General features: G+C 72.7%; 16 protein-coding genes. 7 read left to right on the forward strand and 9 right to left on the reverse strand.

Going from position 1 to position 15,348, the window contains the following annotated elements:
* Positions 1 to 67 precede the first annotated feature (67 nt).
* Both B085_RS0136300 and B085_RS0136305 read left to right on the forward strand, forming a co-directional pair.
* Positions 68 to 1,282, forward strand: coding sequence for an ABC transporter ATP-binding protein (locus tag B085_RS0136300; RefSeq protein WP_018563507.1), 1,215 nt, complete (start codon positions 68 to 70; stop codon positions 1,280 to 1,282).
* The gene (locus B085_RS0136305) at positions 1,279 to 2,148 is read left to right on the forward strand and encodes an ABC transporter permease subunit (protein WP_018563508.1); all 870 of its coding nucleotides are present in this window, start codon (positions 1,279 to 1,281) and stop codon (positions 2,146 to 2,148) included. The genes B085_RS0136300 and B085_RS0136305 overlap by 4 nt, the downstream gene beginning before the upstream one ends.
* Positions 2,149 to 2,176: 28 nt before the next feature.
* Here B085_RS0136305 and B085_RS0136310 read toward each other — a convergent pair whose 3' ends face one another.
* The gene (locus B085_RS0136310; RefSeq protein WP_026251812.1) at positions 2,177 to 2,500 is read right to left on the reverse strand and encodes a hypothetical protein; all 324 of its coding nucleotides are present in this window, start codon (positions 2,498 to 2,500) and stop codon (positions 2,177 to 2,179) included.
* A 212-nt stretch (positions 2,501 to 2,712) separates the two neighbouring features.
* Between B085_RS0136310 and B085_RS0136315 the strand changes: the two genes are divergently transcribed.
* Complete coding sequence (locus tag B085_RS0136315; protein ID WP_018563510.1) at positions 2,713 to 3,738, forward strand: LLM class flavin-dependent oxidoreductase; 1,026 nt, start codon at positions 2,713 to 2,715, stop codon at positions 3,736 to 3,738.
* A gap of 53 nt (positions 3,739 to 3,791) precedes the next feature.
* On the opposite strand, the gene B085_RS0136320 is transcribed toward B085_RS0136315, so the two are convergent.
* Positions 3,792 to 4,184: an SCO5389 family protein gene (locus B085_RS0136320; protein WP_018563511.1), complete on the reverse strand. Its 393-nt coding sequence runs from the start codon at positions 4,182 to 4,184 to the stop codon at positions 3,792 to 3,794.
* A 186-nt stretch (positions 4,185 to 4,370) separates the two neighbouring features.
* Here B085_RS0136320 and nucS point away from each other — a divergent pair, with 186 nt between their 5' ends.
* A complete protein-coding gene (gene nucS / locus B085_RS0136325) occupies positions 4,371 to 5,033 on the forward strand; it encodes an endonuclease NucS (RefSeq protein ID WP_018563512.1) in 663 nt (220 codons plus the stop codon).
* Positions 5,034 to 5,128: 95 nt separating this feature from the next.
* Here nucS and B085_RS0136330 read toward each other — a convergent pair whose 3' ends face one another.
* The 3 genes from B085_RS0136330 to B085_RS0136340 form a co-directional block, all read right to left on the reverse strand.
* A complete protein-coding gene (locus B085_RS0136330) occupies positions 5,129 to 7,711 on the reverse strand; it encodes an ATP-binding protein (RefSeq protein ID WP_018563513.1) in 2,583 nt (860 codons plus the stop codon).
* A gap of 242 nt (positions 7,712 to 7,953) precedes the next feature.
* Positions 7,954 to 8,277 carry an STAS domain-containing protein gene (locus B085_RS0136335; protein ID WP_018563514.1) on the reverse strand — a complete coding sequence of 108 codons (324 nt, stop codon included), beginning with the start codon at positions 8,275 to 8,277 and terminating at the stop codon, positions 7,954 to 7,956.
* A 189-nt stretch (positions 8,278 to 8,466) separates the two neighbouring features.
* The gene (locus tag B085_RS0136340) at positions 8,467 to 9,315 is read right to left on the reverse strand and encodes a 3-hydroxyacyl-CoA dehydrogenase family protein (protein ID WP_018563515.1); all 849 of its coding nucleotides are present in this window, start codon (positions 9,313 to 9,315) and stop codon (positions 8,467 to 8,469) included.
* 241 nt (positions 9,316 to 9,556) lie between these two features.
* On the opposite strand from B085_RS0136340, the gene B085_RS0136345 reads away from it, so the two are divergent.
* Positions 9,557 to 10,129, forward strand: coding sequence for a cob(I)yrinic acid a,c-diamide adenosyltransferase (locus B085_RS0136345; protein ID WP_018563516.1), 573 nt, complete (start codon positions 9,557 to 9,559; stop codon positions 10,127 to 10,129).
* A 10-nt stretch (positions 10,130 to 10,139) separates the two neighbouring features.
* Here B085_RS0136345 and B085_RS0136350 read toward each other — a convergent pair whose 3' ends face one another.
* Positions 10,140 to 10,691, reverse strand: a complete 552-nt coding sequence (locus B085_RS0136350; RefSeq protein ID WP_018563517.1) for a hypothetical protein — start codon at positions 10,689 to 10,691, stop codon at positions 10,140 to 10,142.
* Between the two features lie 135 nt (positions 10,692 to 10,826).
* On the opposite strand from B085_RS0136350, the gene B085_RS0136355 reads away from it, so the two are divergent.
* A complete protein-coding gene (locus tag B085_RS0136355) occupies positions 10,827 to 12,029 on the forward strand; it encodes a sensor histidine kinase (protein WP_018563518.1) in 1,203 nt (400 codons plus the stop codon).
* Complete coding sequence (locus B085_RS0136360; protein ID WP_018563519.1) at positions 12,026 to 12,676, forward strand: response regulator; 651 nt, start codon at positions 12,026 to 12,028, stop codon at positions 12,674 to 12,676. Before B085_RS0136355 ends, B085_RS0136360 begins: the two co-directional genes overlap by 4 nt.
* A gap of 177 nt (positions 12,677 to 12,853) precedes the next feature.
* On the opposite strand, the gene B085_RS0136365 is transcribed toward B085_RS0136360, so the two are convergent.
* The 3 genes from B085_RS0136365 to atpD all read right to left on the reverse strand — a co-directional run bounded on the left by B085_RS0136365 (position 12,854) and on the right by atpD (position 15,346).
* Positions 12,854 to 13,300, reverse strand: coding sequence for a DUF2550 domain-containing protein (locus B085_RS0136365; RefSeq protein WP_026251814.1), 447 nt, complete (start codon positions 13,298 to 13,300; stop codon positions 12,854 to 12,856).
* A 99-nt stretch (positions 13,301 to 13,399) separates the two neighbouring features.
* Positions 13,400 to 13,780 carry a F0F1 ATP synthase subunit epsilon gene (locus B085_RS0136370; protein ID WP_026251815.1) on the reverse strand — a complete coding sequence of 127 codons (381 nt, stop codon included), beginning with the start codon at positions 13,778 to 13,780 and terminating at the stop codon, positions 13,400 to 13,402.
* A 123-nt stretch (positions 13,781 to 13,903) separates the two neighbouring features.
* On the reverse strand, positions 13,904 to 15,346 hold the full coding sequence (atpD, locus tag B085_RS0136375) for a F0F1 ATP synthase subunit beta (protein ID WP_018563522.1): 1,443 nt from the start codon (positions 15,344 to 15,346) through the stop codon (positions 13,904 to 13,906).
* Positions 15,347 to 15,348: the final 2 nt, after the last annotated feature.

The following is a 15,348-nucleotide window of genomic DNA, read 5'->3' on the forward strand; positions in this document are numbered from 1 at the left end:
CCCGCCGGCCTCCTAATCCTCACGGGGGCGAGCACCGTCCCACGGACTGTTCGTCGAGGGGCGGAGCATGATCGAGGCAGTCGGCCTCACCAAGACCTACGGCAGCAAGACGGCCGTCTACAACCTGTCGTTCCAGGTGCGGCCCGGCATGGTGACCGGCTTCCTGGGGCCCAACGGCTCCGGGAAGTCGACCACGATGCGGATGATCCTGGGCCTGGACACTCCCACCGCGGGACGGGTGACCGTCGGCGGGCAGCCGTTCCGGCAGCTGCCCAACGCCCCGCGCCGGGTGGGCGCGCTGCTGGACGCCAAGGCCGTGCACGGCGGGCGCAGTGCGCGCCACCACCTGTTGTGCCTGGCGCAGTTGTCCGGGATCCCCGCCCGCCGGGTGGACGAGGTGCTGGGCGTGGTGGGCCTGCAGGAGGTCGCGGGCAGGCGCTCCAAGGGCTTCTCGCTCGGCATGGGGCAGCGCCTCGGCATCGCCGCGGCGCTGCTGGGCGACCCCGAGGTGCTGCTGTTCGACGAACCGGTCAACGGCCTGGACCCGGAGGGCATCCACTGGGTGCGCCACCTGATGCGCAAGCTCGCCTCGGAGGGCCGTACCGTCTTCGTCTCCTCGCACCTGATGAGCGAGATGGCGCTGACCGCGGACCACCTGATCGTGATCGGACGCGGCCAGTTGCTCGCCGACATGAGCGTCAAGGACTTCATCGCCCGCAACTCCACCGGCTTCGCGATGGTCCGCACCCCGGATGTGGCCGCGGACCGCGAGAAGCTGACGAAGGCACTGACCGACGCGGGTGCGCAGGTGCAGCAGGAGCAGGACGGCGCGCTGCGCGTGACCGGTCTGGAGCTGCCGCGGATCAGCGACCTCGCGCACGAGGCCGCGGTGCGGCTGTGGGAACTCTCCCCGCACCAGGCCTCGCTGGAGGAGGCCTACATGCGCCTCACCAACGGCGCCGTCGACTACCGCTCCACGGCCGACCCGCGTCAGGGTCTGCGGCAGCCCTCCGGCGCGCCGGCGCCCGGCGGCTGGGGCATGCCGCCGCAGGCACCCTGGCCGCAGCCCGCGCCGCAGCAACCGCCGTACGGGTACGGCTACGGGCATCCGCAGCAGCCCCCGGCGCAGCCGTACGCCCCGCCGGTGAACCCCTACACGCAGCCCGCCGTGCCCGCGGCGCCCACCACCCCGTCCGCCGCCCCGCAGCCCGCCGTGCCCGCGGCGCCCACCACCCCGTCCGACGCCCCGCAGCCGACCCAGCCCGTCGAGGACGCCCGATGACCGCCCCCGTCCACAGCCCGGCCCCGCAGTTCTCCTCCGCCTTCCCGGTGCACAGGACCCACCTCGGCCACGCGCTGAAGTCCGAGTGGACCAAGATCCGTACGGTGCGCTCCACGATCTGGACGCTCGGCGTCATGCTGGTGCTGATCCTCGGCATCAACCTGCTGATCGTCGGCCTGGACTCGTCCGAGATCGTCTCCGACCCGGTCCTCGGCTTCGGCCTGTTCGGGGTGCTGCTCGGCCAGCTCTGCGTGATGACGCTCGGCGTGCTGGTGATCAGCTCCGAGTACGGCACCGGCATGATCCGCACGACCCTGACCGCCTGCCCGCAGCGCGGCCGGGTGCTCGCCGCGAAGGCGATCGTCTTCTTCGCGCTGACCTTCAGCGTCACCACCGCGGCCTGCGCGCTCACCGCGCTGATGAACTACGCCGCCTTCGGCGGCAAGCCGGTGGGCGAGGGCTCCTTCCTGGGCCCCCGCCTGGTCGTCGAGGACGGCCTCACCACCGCCAGCGGCACCCAGTGGCTCGGCGCCACCGTCGGCGTCGGCCTGTACGTGGCCCTGCTCGGGCTGCTCTCCCTGGCCGTGGGCGCGCTGCTGCGGCACTCCGCGGGCGCGATCACCACGATGATGGGCGTGGTCCTGCTGCCGCTGATCGTCGCGATCTTCATGCAGTCGGACAGCCTGCACACGGTGCAGGAGAAGCTGATCGAGTACTCCTCCCCCAACGCCATCGCGTCGCTCTACCAGATGCCGATGCTGGAGAACGGAGACGCCGACGGGGTGCGCCAGTTGGTCGTGCTCGCGATCATCACCGCCGTCGCCCTGGGCGCGGCCTGCGCGACGCTCTCCAAGCGCGACGTCTGACCCGGGGCACCGGGCTTCCGTCCCCCGGTCAGTACCGGGGGGCGTTGCGGGACCGCTGGAGGCGTGCGCCCCGGCGGTCCCTCGCGTTCCAGCAGGCGGTGTGCCAGTGGCGCCGGTCCTCCACGCCGCCGTGCTCCGGCCAGGCCACCAAGTGGCCAACCCCCGGCGGGATCTCCTGGTCGCAGCCGGGGCAGCGGTAGTGCTTGCCGCCCGTACTCCCGGCCAGCTGGCGGACGGTCCACTGCTCTCCCCGCCAGCTCTCCACACGCTCCGGGCCTCGGGCCGGACCGGCCTCCGGACGCTCCTCGGCTCTGCCGGCGGCGCCTCGCGGGCGGTTTCGGCGCGGAGACACGGGCACACACCTCATGCGGTTCGGGGGACTCGGGACCGCTCCCAGCCTACGCGTAGCGCGTACCCAGCCGGGTACCCGTCCCGGCGTCCCCCATTTCGGCCATCAGCTGGAAAATCATGAAATCGCGGTGGCTGGACCGTGCCTTTGGCACGTGTCAGGCGTTAGTGCGAGTAGGGGAGCCGTGTCGGCCACCGAGGAAGGTGTGAAGCACGATGCGTGTCGGTACTTTCGTTCTCGCCGCCCAGTTCCCGGGGCAGGGACCGGGGGAGGCGCTGCACCGCGCGGTGCGGTCCGCAGAGGCGGCGGAGAAGGCCGGGCTGGACTCCGTATGGCTGGCGGAGCACCACTTCGTGCCGTACGGCGTGTGCCCGTCGGCCGTGACGCTCGCCGCGCTGCTGCTGGGCAGGACGCGCCGGATCGGGATCGGGACGGCCGTGAGCGTACTGCCGACCGCGCACCCCGTGGCGCTCGGCGAACAGGCGGCGCTGCTGCACATCACCTCGGGCGGCCGTTTCACGCTGGGCGTGGGCCGCGGCGGCCCGTGGGTGGACCTGGAGGTCTTCGGCGCCGGACTCCCCGCCTTCGAGAGCGGTTTCCCCGAGTCGCTGGACCTGCTGCTGCGCTGGCTGCGCGAGCCCCGCGTGGGGGCCTCGGGTGAACGATTCGCCTTCCGTGAGGTCGACGTCGTGCCGCGGGCGGACGAGTTCGAGGCGCCGGGCGGGCCGCCGGTCGTCGTCGCCTGCACCTCGCCGGGCAGTGTCCGGCTCGCGGCGCGCAGGGGTCTGCCGATGCTGCTCGGCATGCACTGCGGCGACGAGGACAAAGCTGCCATGGTCGCAATGTGGCAGGCGGAGGCGCGCGATGCGGGGCTTTCACCCGAATTGGCGGCAACGGCGGAACATGTCTCCGCGGGCGTCGTACAGATCGCGGACCGCCGCGCCGACGCCGTGGAATCCCTCACCAAGGCGATGCCGGGCTGGCTCCAGCGGGGCCTCGCCGCGCACCGCACCGTCGACGGCCGGCCCCGGGCGATGCGCGATCCGCTCGCCTACACCGAACTCCTCTGCGACCTCCACCCCGTCGGCCCGCCGGCGGTGTGCGCCGACCGACTGGCCGCCACCGCCGAGCGGACGGGCATCCGCCGCTTCGCCCTGCTCGTCGAGGGCTCGGGCGATCTCGCGGCCACCGAGGAGAACGTGGCGCGGCTCGGCAGCGAAGTGCTCCCGCAATTGGCCTGATTGAAACCTGAAAGAGCAGTGGTGCGACCAATGGCGGGAGCACCCTGCCCGGTTCAGCAGTCCCGCAGTTCCGGGGACTGGTTCAGCAGTTGTGCGCGTACGGAGGTGAAGGTGGCGTAACGCCCGTCGACCGCCGGGTCCAGCGGGAACACCGCGACCCGGTGGCAGTTCTGGAACGCCAGCCGGACCCCGAAGTGCCGCTGCAGGGCCCCCCGTATCGCGTCACTCGCCAAGGCGCGGAGCAGCTGCCCGCGTGCGTGCTCGTCCGGCGGGGGTACCTGGTTGTCGGCGAACTCGCCGCCGTCCACCTTGAGTTGTGCCGCCAGAGAGCTGATCATGTCCCATGCGTAAGGCAGGGAGGTCCGGACGCAGTCGACGAACTCCCGTTCGTCGACCTCGCCTCGCTCGGCCTGTTCGAGGAGGGCCGGTGAGACGTCGAGCGACATGAGTACTCCTCTCGTGACCCCCCTGTCCGAGGAGTCAGACGGACTACGGAGAGAAGCCGCCCAGAGTTCTCCCGCACGACGGCCTCCACGCACAACCGTAGGCGGAGAGGTCCCATGACACTAGGCGGGAGTGTTCACAACAGGCCATTTTCCGGACGCGCCCGGTAGCGAGTAACGTTGCCGACCATGCGTCTCGTCATCGCCCGTTGCTCCGTGGACTACGCGGGCCGGCTCTCCGCCCATCTGCCGTCGGCGACCAGGCTGCTCCTGGTCAAGGCCGACGGCAGTGTCTCCGTCCACGCCGACGACCGTGCCTACAAGCCGCTGAACTGGATGTCGCCGCCCTGCACGCTCAAGGAGGGTGAGGACGGGGTCTGGACGGTCACCAACAAGGCCGGCGAGCAGCTCATCATCACCATCGAGGACGTGCTGCACGACTCCACGCACGAACTCGGCGTCGACCCGGGCCTGATCAAGGACGGCGTCGAGGCCCACCTGCAGGAGCTGCTGGCCGACCGCATGGAGGTGCTCGGCGAGGGCTGGAGCCTCGTCCGCCGCGAGTACCCGACCGCCATCGGCCCCGTGGACATCCTGTGCCGGGACGCGTCCGGCACGACCGTCGCGGTCGAGATCAAGCGCCGCGGCGAGATCGACGGCGTCGAGCAGCTCACCCGCTACCTCGAACTCCTCAACCGGGACCCCCTGCTGGCGCCCGTGAAGGGCATCTTCGCGGCGCAGGAGATCAAGCCGCAGGCGCGGGTCCTCGCCACGGACCGCGGCATCGACTGCGTCGTCCTGGACTACGACGCGCTGCGCGGCATCGAGGACGACAAGCTCCGCCTCTTCTGACGGACACCGCCCGCTCCCCCGCCCGTCGGCGGTGAGCGGTACGGCGCGGCCCGGCGGTCGGCAGACCGCCGGGCCGCGCCGTTGACGGGCGCAGGTCAGGCGATCGCGCCCAAGGTGTCGGGTCCGCCGGGCAGACCGGTGACGGAGGCGGAACTCTCGGGCGCGCTCGCGCTGGCGGAGGTGCCGGCGTCGCCGGTGCCACCGTCGGAGCCGGTCGGGCTGGGCGAGCCGGTGTCCGGGGTGCTCGGCGACGTCGACGGGGAGCCGGACTGGCCGCCGTCGGTCGGGTCGCCCGTGCCGCCGGTGTCGCCGCCGGTGTCCCCTCCCCCGCTCGAGTCGCCCCCGGAGCCGCCGCTGTTCGAGCCTCCGCTGTTCGAACCGCCGCCCGAGCCGCCGCCGTGCGAGCCGCCGCCCGTCGAGGAGCCGCCGTCGGCCCCACCGGCCCCGCCGTCGGTGCCGCCGGAGCCGCCACCGGACACGGACCCGGCACCGCCGGCGCCCGTGGTGCCGCCGGCCGGAGCGCCCGGCGCCGTCGCGGCGCCGGAGCCGCTCGCGGAGGGTCTGGGGCGCTGGGTGGAGCCGGGGGTCGGGAGGTCCTCGGCCGGGAGGCCGTCGTCCGCGCCGTCCTCCTGGGCGGACTCGACCGGCTTCACGTTCATGGGGGTGTTCTGGTCGCCGCCGGAGGCCGTCGTACCCAGGGTGACGACGGTGCCGAGCACCGCCGCCAGCAGGGCGCCCGCGCCGGCGGCGACGAGGTTGCGGCGGGAACCGGTGAGGGCGATCCGGCGCGGGGCGGCGGCCGCCGCGGCCAGGCGCTTGCCGATGATCGTCGTGGGCGCCTCGGACATGTCGGTGCCGGTCGCCGGGGTCTCGACGCCCGCGAGGCCCGTGCCGGGCACAGGGCCGCCCTCGCGGTCCGCGACGAGCGCCAGGGTACGGCGGCCCACCGTGGTGCCCTGGCGGTCCGCGAGAGCGCCGCGCAGGGCTATCGAGGCCTCCAGTTCGCTGCGGGCCCGGTCCAGGCTGCCCAGGCACAGCGCCAGGACGCCGAGTTCGTGGAGGAAGTACGCCTCCTCGGCCACCTCCCCGGCCAGCCGGGCGGCCTCCTGGCCGAGGCGCAGCGCCCGCTCCCACGCGCTCCAGTACATGGCCGCGGCGAGGACGGGCGCCACCGTACGGGCCAGGAGCACGGCGGCGCTCGTGTGGCCGCCGTCGCGGGCGGCGCCCAGGGCGGCCAGGATGGCCTCCGCCTCGGCGGCGACGCGGCGCGGGGCGACCGAGGGGTGCCCGGCCCACCAGGCGTAGTGCTGGGCGGCCGCCAGCGCCTGCGGGGAGCCCTCGGCGGCGGCCTCGGCCGCCAGTCCGTCCACGAGCGCCAGTTGCCGGCTCACGCCCGCCGCGAGGCGGTGGTGCGCGGCGACGGGAACGGCCAGCCCGACGGCCGCGATCTCGCCGAGCGCGGCGTCGCCGTGGGTGTCGCCGATGAGCGCCGGCAGGTGCGACGGGTGCGGGCACTCGCCGCCCAGGGCCACGGCGAAGCGCAGCGCCTCCTGCGCCGAGCCGCCGAGACGGGAGGCGAGCAGGACGGCGGGGGCGGCGCTCTCGGCGAGCGAGGGCAGCGGCACGTGCGAGGCCGACGCGCCCGGCTGGGCGTCGAAGGGCGCGTCGACGGGGAGCCCGTCGGCGGCCTCCACGTCGCCCCACACCGACTCGTCGGCCGCGAGGATCTCCGCCCCGAGGGCGTCGCGCTGCCGCAGCAGCGCACCGGCCTGGACGAAGCGCAGCGGCAGGCCCTCCGACTCGAACCACAGGTCGGCCGCCCAGGCGGTCTCCTCCTCCTCCAGGGGGCGGCCCGCGGAGTACTCCAGCAGCTCCAGGCAGGCGACCCGGGTCAGTCCGGGGAGGAAGACCTCCTCGACCAGGGAGTCGGTGGAGGGGGCGGGCACGTCGGGGGTCGCGGACATCACGAAGGCGCACTCGGGCGCCGCCGCGAGCAGTTCCTCCAGCGAGGCACCGCCGAACTCCAGGTCGTCCAGGACGACGACCGCGCCGACCTCGCGCAGCAGTTCCAGCAGTCGGCCGCGGTCGGGGCGGTAGTCCTCTGCGTCGTAGATGGTGCCGAAGAGCTCCTGCAGCAGGTCGCTGGGGGTCCGGCGGTAGCCGGAGAGCCGGATCACGCCGTCGGGGGCGAGGCCCGCGCAGGCCTCGGCGACCGCGTCGAGCAGCACGCTGCGGCCCGCGCCGGACGGCCCGGTCACACGCACCGAGCGGCCCCGGGAGAGCAGCCGCACCAGGCGCTCGCGCTCCTCACCGCGCTCCAGCAGCGGGAGCTCGGGGGCCCGGGACCCCGGCGGCACCGTCGGGCGGGTGGTCGCGGTGAGCGCGGCGCGCTCCTCCGCCGCGCGCCGCACGGGCGCGGGCAGGCCGCCGGGGGCGAGGGAACTGACCTCGCTGCCGTCGACGGGGTTGAGGGTCAGCCTGTAGTCACCCACGACGAGTTCGACGACGCGTGGCGCGTAGCCGTCCGCCGTGCCCGCCCCGAGTTCGAGGGCGAGCGGGTCGCGCGGCGGCCGGGCGACGCGCGGGGCCGGCGCGGTGCCGTCCTCCGCGCCCCCGGCGGGCGTCGCGTCGGCAAAGCTCGTGGAGTCCTGTTGTGCGCCGTACTCGTCACCGGTCATGTCGGGTCCGTGTGGGTCCATTAGTCTCCGCCCCCATGTGCGTCGCAGCGGGGCCCCACCGGGCCCGCGGTTCCGCCGTTGGACCGGTCCGGCTCCCCTCCTCGGCGTACGGGGTTGAGGCACGCCGGAACCGAACCCTAAACCTTCCCACAGTATGTGCGAAGCCCAGGGCGGCCATGCCGCCCTTGCGTCCGAGTCTGTCCTGGGTTGCCGCTTCCGTACGGGCACGCCCGCTGGGTGCCCTAGGTCCGCGGCAGTGCTTCTGCCGCGATTCCCCCCTCGATGACCAGGATGCGGTGCAGCCTTGTGGCGACCAGCAGCCGCTGCATCTGCGCGGGTACGCCCCTCAGGACGAGACGGCGGTCCGCCCGGCCGCAGCGCCGGTGCGCCCCCATGATGACCCCCAGGCCCGTCGCGTCCCACGAGTCGAGTTCGGTCAGGTCGAGCACGAGGTCGCCGTGACCCCCGTCCACCGCGCTGTGCAGGACCTTGCGGGCGTCCGCCGCGGTGCGGACGTCGAGGCGGCCCCCGACGACCAGCTCGGCGTGATCGCCCCTGATGTGCATTACGCCTCCCCGTGAGTGAATGGGTGGAAACTGCCGTGGTTCTACGTAACTGACGGTCCGTCGTACGAAGAGGTTGCCGTCTGTGAGCGAACCGATACCGAATTCACCCTTGCGAGTGACAGGAGAGGTCCGAGGGGCCCAGCCCGCCGGGCATCCGCGCCGGGCCGGGCCCTTCGGGTTGACGCTCCGTCAGTACCGGTAGAAGCCCTCGCCGCTCTTGCGGCCGAGCGCGCCCGCGTCCACCATGCGCCGCATGAGCTCCGGAGGGGCGAACTTCTCGTCCTGGGACTCGGTGTAGATGTTGTCGGCGGCGTGCAGCAGGATGTCGACGCCGGTGAGGTCGGCGGTCGCCAGTGGGCCCATCGCGTGGCCGAAGCCGAGCTTGCAGGCGACGTCGATGTCCTCGGCCGTGGCGACGCCCGACTCGTAGAGCTTGGTGGCCTCGACGACCAGCGCCGCGATCAGCCGGGTGGTGACGAACCCGGCCACGTCCCGGTTGACGACGATGGTCGTCTTGCCGACCTCCTCGGCGAAGGCCTTGGCGCGCGCCAGGGTCTCGTCACTGGTCTTGTAACCGCGCACCAGCTCGCACAGCTGCATGAGCGGCACCGGGGAGAAGAAGTGGGTTCCGACCACGCTCTCGGGGCGCTCCGTCACCGCGGCGATCTTGGTGATCGGGATGGCGGAGGTGTTGGAGGCCAGCACCGCGTCCGCCTTGGCGATCTTGTCGAGGGCGCGGAAGATCTCCTGCTTGACCTCGATCTTCTCGAAGACGGCCTCGACGACGATGTCGGCGTCGGCGGCCGCGTCCAGGTCGGTGGTGGTGGTGATGCGTGCGAGCGCGGCGGCCGCGTCCTCGGCGGCGAGCCTGCCCTTGGCGACGAACTTCTCGTAGGACGCCTCGATCCCGCCCTTGCCGCGGGCCAGCGCCTCGTCCGTGATGTCACGCAGGACGACCTCGTAACCCGCCTGTGCGGACACCTGCGCGATACCGGAGCCCATCAGGCCGGCTCCGATGACGGCGAGCTTCTTCGCCACGGCACACACCTATCTTCTCGATGCTGTTGCCGGGACCTTAACGTCGCGCCGCGGAGGAGCGCAGCAGGAAGAGAGGCGGGTCACCCTGTGTCCTTCGTCGCACAGTTGAGAGCCCCGGCGCCCAGTTAATGCCGCACCGCGTCCAGTTTGACCGGGACCGCCCCCGGAGTCCGCATCCGCCTCCCCCGCCGCGGTCCCGCCACGGAGCGCGCCCGAGGCGCGGCCTGACTACGCTCGACACATGGTCAATCTGACGCGCATCTACACGCGGACCGGGGACGACGGCACCACCGCCCTCGGCGACATGAGCCGTACGGCCAAGACCGACAGCCGCATCTCGGCCTACGCGGACGCCAACGAGGCGAACGCCGTGATCGGTGTGGCACTCGCCCTCGGCGCGCTTGCGCAGGAGGTCGCGACCGTCCTCGTACGGGTCCAGAACGACCTCTTCGACGTCGGCGCCGACCTCGCGACGCCCGTCGTCCCGGACCCCAAGTACCCGCCGCTGCGCGTCGAGCAGTCCTACGTGGACCGGCTGGAGGCGGACTGCGACCGCTTCCTGGAGGACTTGGAGAAGCTGCGCAGCTTCATCCTCCCCGGCGGCACCCCGGGCGCCGCGCTGCTCCACCAGGCGTGCACGGTCGTCCGCCGCGCCGAGCGCTCCACGTGGGCCGCGCTGGAGGAGCACGGCGACACGATGAACCCGCTCACCGCCACCTACCTCAACCGGCTTTCCGACCTGCTGTTCATCCTGGCCCGCACGGCCAACAAGGAGGTCGGCGACGTGCTGTGGGTACCCGGCGAGAACCGCTGACCCGGCGCGCTCAGCCGCGCGGCGAGGCGGCCGGCTCCCGTCTGGGCCAGAGCGTGTAGCTCGCCGCCACGACGGCGTGGATCCCGGCCGCCGCCCCCATCCGCACCTGCCACTCCCCCAGGGCCCCGGTGCCTCCGGCGTCCGCCACGAGCCGGACGGCCAGTTCCAGCAGGGCGGCGGCGACGGCCGTGGAGACCGCGGTACGGCCGAACAGCCGCCACTCGTGCACCGCCCGGGCCCTGTCGTACCTCGGCGCCGGAGGGGGCTTCGGACCCCCCGCGAAGCGGTGCGCGAAGCGGGCGTCGGCCCAGCGGACGACGCAGTGGCCGTAGCCGGCCGAGAAACCGACGTAGGCGGCGGCGAGACCGTGACGCGCGGCGGCCGTGCCGCCGTCGCGCAGGTCGGCCACGGTGGCCGCCAGCAGCACCAGGTCCACCAGGGGCACGCACACCAGCAGGGCCGCCCCCGCCCGGGGCCGGCGCAGCAGGTAGCGCACGGCGAGCCCGGCGCCCAGCAGCACCCAGAAGGCGATCTCGCTCCCGATGATCAGCGTCACGAGCATGCCGCAAGGCTCCCCCGCCGGCGTCGCGGGGCGCGTCGTCGGCGCTGATGAGACCCGGCTGCATCCTTCGGTGTACGTACCGGCTCCGACCCCCGGCGGACGCGCGTCGTCCGCGCCGCGTGCTGGGATGGGCCCATGACGACCGCCGCCGCCCGACGCCCGCACCGCGACGACGTGCTGATCGCCGTCGCGGGGCTCGCGGGAGGCCTCACGATGTGGGCGTTCGGGCTGTACACCTACTCGGGGAACCATCCGGCGGGCGACCGTGCCTGGCTGCCGCTGCTCCCGCTGGTGGTCATGGCCGGATGCGAACTGCTGCGCCGGACCGCGCCCCGCGTGGCGATCGTCGTCGCTGTGCTCACCCTCTGCGCGGACTTCGTGATCGGTTCCCTGCTGGTGACCGTGCTGATGTTCACCGACCTCGTGTACGCCGCCGTCCTGTACGGACCCAAGCGGCTGACCCGGGTCGTCCCGGTCGGCAGCGTGCTCGGCACGGCCGCGCTCACGGCAACCGCGGTGGCGGTGCATCCGGTCGCCGAGTCCCTGCTGATCGGCGTGGTCGGTGCGCTGGTCTCGGTGGCACCCGCCTCGACGGGCGTGATCGTACGGCGGCACCGCGACGAGGCCGCCCATGAGCGGCTCCGCGCGGAGCAGACCGCGCTCCTCGCCGAGCTGGACCGCCGGGAGGCGGTGGGCCGCGAACGGGCCCGGATGGCCCGCGAACTGCACGACATGGTGGCGGGCCATCTCTCCGCGATCGCCGTCCACTCCACCGCCGCGCTGTCCCTGGACCGCCACGAGGGACCGGCCCGCGAGGCGCTGGCGGTGATCCGCGAGAACAGCGTCGCGGGCCTGTCCGAGATGCGCCGGCTGATCGGGCTGCTGCGCGACTCGGCGGGCGAGGACGGGGAGCCGGCCCCCGTTCCGCGGCTGGCCGGTCTGGACACGCTCGTGGAGCAGATGCGCGCCGCGGCCCCGCACTCGGCCTTCGTGCTGCGCGACGAACGCCCCGAGGGCGCCGTCCCGCTGCCCGCGCCGGTGGAACTCGCGGCGTACCGGATCGTGCAGGAGTCCTTGACCAACGTCCTGAAGCACGCCTCGCCGGGCGAGGTGCCCGTCATGCTGGAACAGGACGGCGGAGCGCTGACGGTGACCGTGGCGAGCCCCTGCCGCAGCGGCGGCACGGCCCACCGCTCCGGTCCCCGGGCCCCCGGCTCGGGCAGCGGCCTCATCGGGATGCGGGAGCGCACCGAACTGCTGGGCGGCACCTTCGAGGCGGGCAGTGAGGGCACGACGTGGCGGGTGCGGGCGGTACTGCCCATGGAGGGGAACGCATGATCCGGGTGGTCGTCGCCGAGGACCAGTCCGCGGTACGGGCGGGGCTGGTGCTGATCCTGCGCTCGGTGCCCGACATCGAGGTGGTCGCCGAGGCGGCCGACGGGGAGGCGGCGGTCCGCCTCGCCCGCGAGCTGCGCCCGGACGTGATCCTCATGGACCTCCAGATGCCCAGGCTGGACGGGGTCTCCGCGACCCGCGAGATCGTCGCGGAAGGGCTGGCCGACGTGCTCGTCCTCACCACGTTCGATCTGGACGAGTACGTCTTCGGAGCGCTGCGGGCGGGCGCCGCCGGATTCCTGCTGAAGGACACCGAGGCGGATCTGCTGATCGAGGGCGTACGGCTGGTGGCGCGCGGCGAGGGAATGATCGCGCCCGCGGTGACCCGCCGGCTGATCGGCGAGTTCGCCCGCCCGCGGCCGCGCCCGGCCGCCGACCGCGCCGTCCTCGGCCCGCTGACACCGCGGGAGCGGGAGGTGCTGGTCTGCGTGGGCGAGGGGCTGTCCAACGCGGAGATCGCGGCACGCCTGGAGATGGCGGAGGCCACGGCGAAGACGCACGTCAGCCGCATGCTGGCCAAGCTGGGGCTGCGCAGCCGCGTGCAGGCGGCGGTGCTCGCGCAGGAACTGGGGCTGCCGAAGCAGTCGTAGGGCCGACGGGAGAGGCCGGACCTCCGGATGGCTAGGCCACGTTCACCCTCCCCCAGACTCCGTCCGGGGGGACCCCCGACCAGCGGGAAGCCCCGAACCGCCTGCTAGGCCACGTTCGCCCTCCCCCAGACTCCGTCCGGGGGGACCCCCGACCAGCGGGAAGCCCCGAACCGCCTGCTAGGCCACGTTCACCCGCTGGCCCGGAGGGGCGGCCTCGAGCCAGGCGAGGAAGCCGGTGAGGGCGTCGTCGCTCATGGCGAGTTCCAGGCGGGTACCGCGGTGCTCGCACACCAGGATGACCGCGTCGGACAGGAGCGCCAGTTCCTCCTGGCCCTCGGGGGCGCGGCGGTGCAGCACCTCGATGGCGGAGCGCTCCAGCACCCGGCGCGGCCGGGGCGCGTAGGAGAAGACCCGGAACCACTCGATCCGGTCACCGCTGTAGCGGGCCACCCCGTACGCCCAGCCCTTGCCGGAGGGTTCGTCGGCGCCGGTGGGCGGCATCCGCAGGCTGCAGTCGAACGTGCCGCCGGGCCGCTGGATCAGCCGGCGCCGCAGCCCGAAGACGAACAGCCCCAGCAGCGCCACCGCCACAAGGGCCCCGCACACCTGAAAAGCGAGGATCACGCCCACCGACCTCCTCGCTCCATGTCACGAATAGGGATACTGCAGCCGCGGGACACCCTCACGGGCCTCCCGCGGCTCATGGCCCGGTGGGCCGGGCGCTCAGCGCGACCCGCTGGTCGCGGCGATCAGCCGGACCTCGGCCCGGCGCTCACCGGCGGCGTCGGCGTCGGCCTTCGCGCGCTCCAGAGCCCGCTCCGCACGCTGGACGTCGATCTCCTCGGCGAGCTCGGCGATCTCCGCCAGCACCGAGAGCTTGTTGTCCGCGAAGGAGATGAAACCTCCGTGCACCGCCGCGACGACGGTGCCGCCCTCGCTGGTACGGATCGTCACAGGACCGGACTGGAGCACGCCCAGCAGCGGCTCGTGGTTCGGCATGACGCCGATGTCGCCGGACTCGGTGCGTGCGACGACAAGTGTGGCCTCGCCGGACCAGACACGGCGGTCCGCTGCGACCAGCTCGACGTGCAGCTCAGCCAAGATGGCTCCTCGGGTCGGCACCCACCGCCGTCCGGCGGGTGCATAAAACAAAGGATAACGGGGGTGCGGCAAGGGGGCGGACACAGGGTCCGCCCCCTGCCACGGTGAGCCGTCAGGCGACGGGCGTCAGCTGACGCCGAGCTCGCGGGCGTTGCGCTCGAGGTCCTCGATGCCGCCGCACATGAAGAACGCCTGCTCAGGGAAGTGGTCGTACTTACCGTCGGCGATGGCGTTGAACGCGGAGATCGACTCGTCCAGCGGGACGTCGGAGCCGTCGATACCGGTGAACTGCTTCGCCGCGTGGGTGTTCTGCGACAGGAAGCGCTCGATACGGCGGGCGCGGTGGACGGTGAGCTTGTCCTCCTCGCCCAGCTCGTCGATACCGAGGATCGCGATGATGTCCTGGAGGTCCTTGTACTTCTGCAGGATCCCCTTGACGCGCATGGCGCACTCGTAGTGGTCCGCCGCGATGTAGCGGGGGTCCAGGATGCGGGACGTCGAGTCCAGCGGGTCGACCGCCGGGTAGATGCCCTTCTCCGAGATCGGACGCGACAGAACGGTCGTCGCGTCCAGGTGGGCGAAGGTGGTCGCCGGGGCCGGGTCGGTCAGGTCGTCCGCGGGGACGTAGATCGCCTGCATCGAGGTGATCGAGTGACCACGGGTCGAGGTGATGCGCTCCTGGAGGAGGCCCATCTCGTCCGCGAGGTTCGGCTGGTAACCCACCGCGGAGGGCATGCGGCCGAGCAGCGTGGAGACCTCGGAGCCGGCCTGCGTGAAGCGGAAGATGTTGTCGATGAAGAACAGCACGTCCTGCTTCTGCACATCGCGGAAGTACTCCGCCATGGTCAGACCGGCCAGGGCCACGCGCAGACGGGTGCCCGGGGGCTCGTCCATCTGGCCGAAGACCAGGGCGGTCTTGTCCAGAACGCCGGACTCCTCCATCTCCTGGATGAGGTCGTTGCCCTCACGCGTGCGCTCGCCGACGCCGGCGAACACGGAAACGCCCTCGTGCAGCTTCGCCACACGCATGATCATTTCCTGGATGAGGACGGTCTTGCCGACACCGGCGCCACCGAACAGACCGATCTTGCCGCCCTTGACGTAAGGGGTCAGCAGGTCGACGACCTTCAGGCCGGTCTCGAACATCTCGGTCTTGGACTCGAGGTCCTCGAACTTCGGCGCCTTGCGGTGGATCGTCCAGCGCTCGCCGACGTTGGCGTTCTCCTCGGGGACGTTCAGCACCTCACCGAGGGTGTTGAACACCTTGCCCTTGGTGAAGTCGCCGACCGGGACGGTGATGCCCGTGCCCGTGTCGGTCACCACGGCCTGGCGGACCAGACCGTCGGTGGGCTGCATGGAGATGGCGCGGACCAGGCCGTCACCCAGGTGCTGGGCGACCTCGAGGGTCAGCGTCTTCTTCTTGCCGTCCTCGGCCGGGTCGGCGACCTCGACGGTGAGGGCGTTGTAGATCTCCGGCATCGCGTCGACGGGGAACTCCACGTCGACGACCGGGCCGATGACCCGGGCGACGCGGCCCGTGGCAGCGGCCGTCTCAACAGTGGTGGTCATGT

It is taken from the genome of Streptomyces sp. BoleA5 (assembly GCF_000373665.1).
Classification (GTDB): Bacteria; Actinomycetota; Actinomycetes; order Streptomycetales; family Streptomycetaceae; genus Actinacidiphila.

What these genes read in the sequence shown, in the direction of transcription:
- B085_RS0136300 (WP_018563507.1), top strand. Translation starts at nt 68, where the DNA reads ATGATCGAGGCAGTCGGCCTCACCAAGACCTACGGCAGCAAGACGGCC.
- B085_RS0136305 (WP_018563508.1), top strand. Translation starts at nt 1,279, where the DNA reads ATGACCGCCCCCGTCCACAGCCCGGCCCCGCAGTTCTCCTCCGCCTTC.
- B085_RS0136315 (WP_018563510.1), top strand. Translation starts at nt 2,713, where the DNA reads ATGCGTGTCGGTACTTTCGTTCTCGCCGCCCAGTTCCCGGGGCAGGGA.
- B085_RS0136320 (WP_018563511.1), bottom strand. Translation starts at nt 4,184, where the DNA reads ATGTCGCTCGACGTCTCACCGGCCCTCCTCGAACAGGCCGAGCGAGGC.
- nucS (WP_018563512.1), top strand. Translation starts at nt 4,371, where the DNA reads ATGCGTCTCGTCATCGCCCGTTGCTCCGTGGACTACGCGGGCCGGCTC.
- B085_RS0136330 (WP_018563513.1), bottom strand. Translation starts at nt 7,711, where the DNA reads ATGACCGGTGACGAGTACGGCGCACAACAGGACTCCACGAGCTTTGCC.
- B085_RS0136335 (WP_018563514.1), bottom strand. Translation starts at nt 8,277, where the DNA reads ATGCACATCAGGGGCGATCACGCCGAGCTGGTCGTCGGGGGCCGCCTC.
- B085_RS0136345 (WP_018563516.1), top strand. Translation starts at nt 9,557, where the DNA reads ATGGTCAATCTGACGCGCATCTACACGCGGACCGGGGACGACGGCACC.
- B085_RS0136350 (WP_018563517.1), bottom strand. Translation starts at nt 10,691, where the DNA reads ATGCTCGTGACGCTGATCATCGGGAGCGAGATCGCCTTCTGGGTGCTG.
- B085_RS0136355 (WP_018563518.1), top strand. Translation starts at nt 10,827, where the DNA reads ATGACGACCGCCGCCGCCCGACGCCCGCACCGCGACGACGTGCTGATC.
- B085_RS0136360 (WP_018563519.1), top strand. Translation starts at nt 12,026, where the DNA reads ATGATCCGGGTGGTCGTCGCCGAGGACCAGTCCGCGGTACGGGCGGGG.
- atpD (WP_018563522.1), bottom strand. Translation starts at nt 15,346, where the DNA reads ATGACCACCACTGTTGAGACGGCCGCTGCCACGGGCCGCGTCGCCCGG.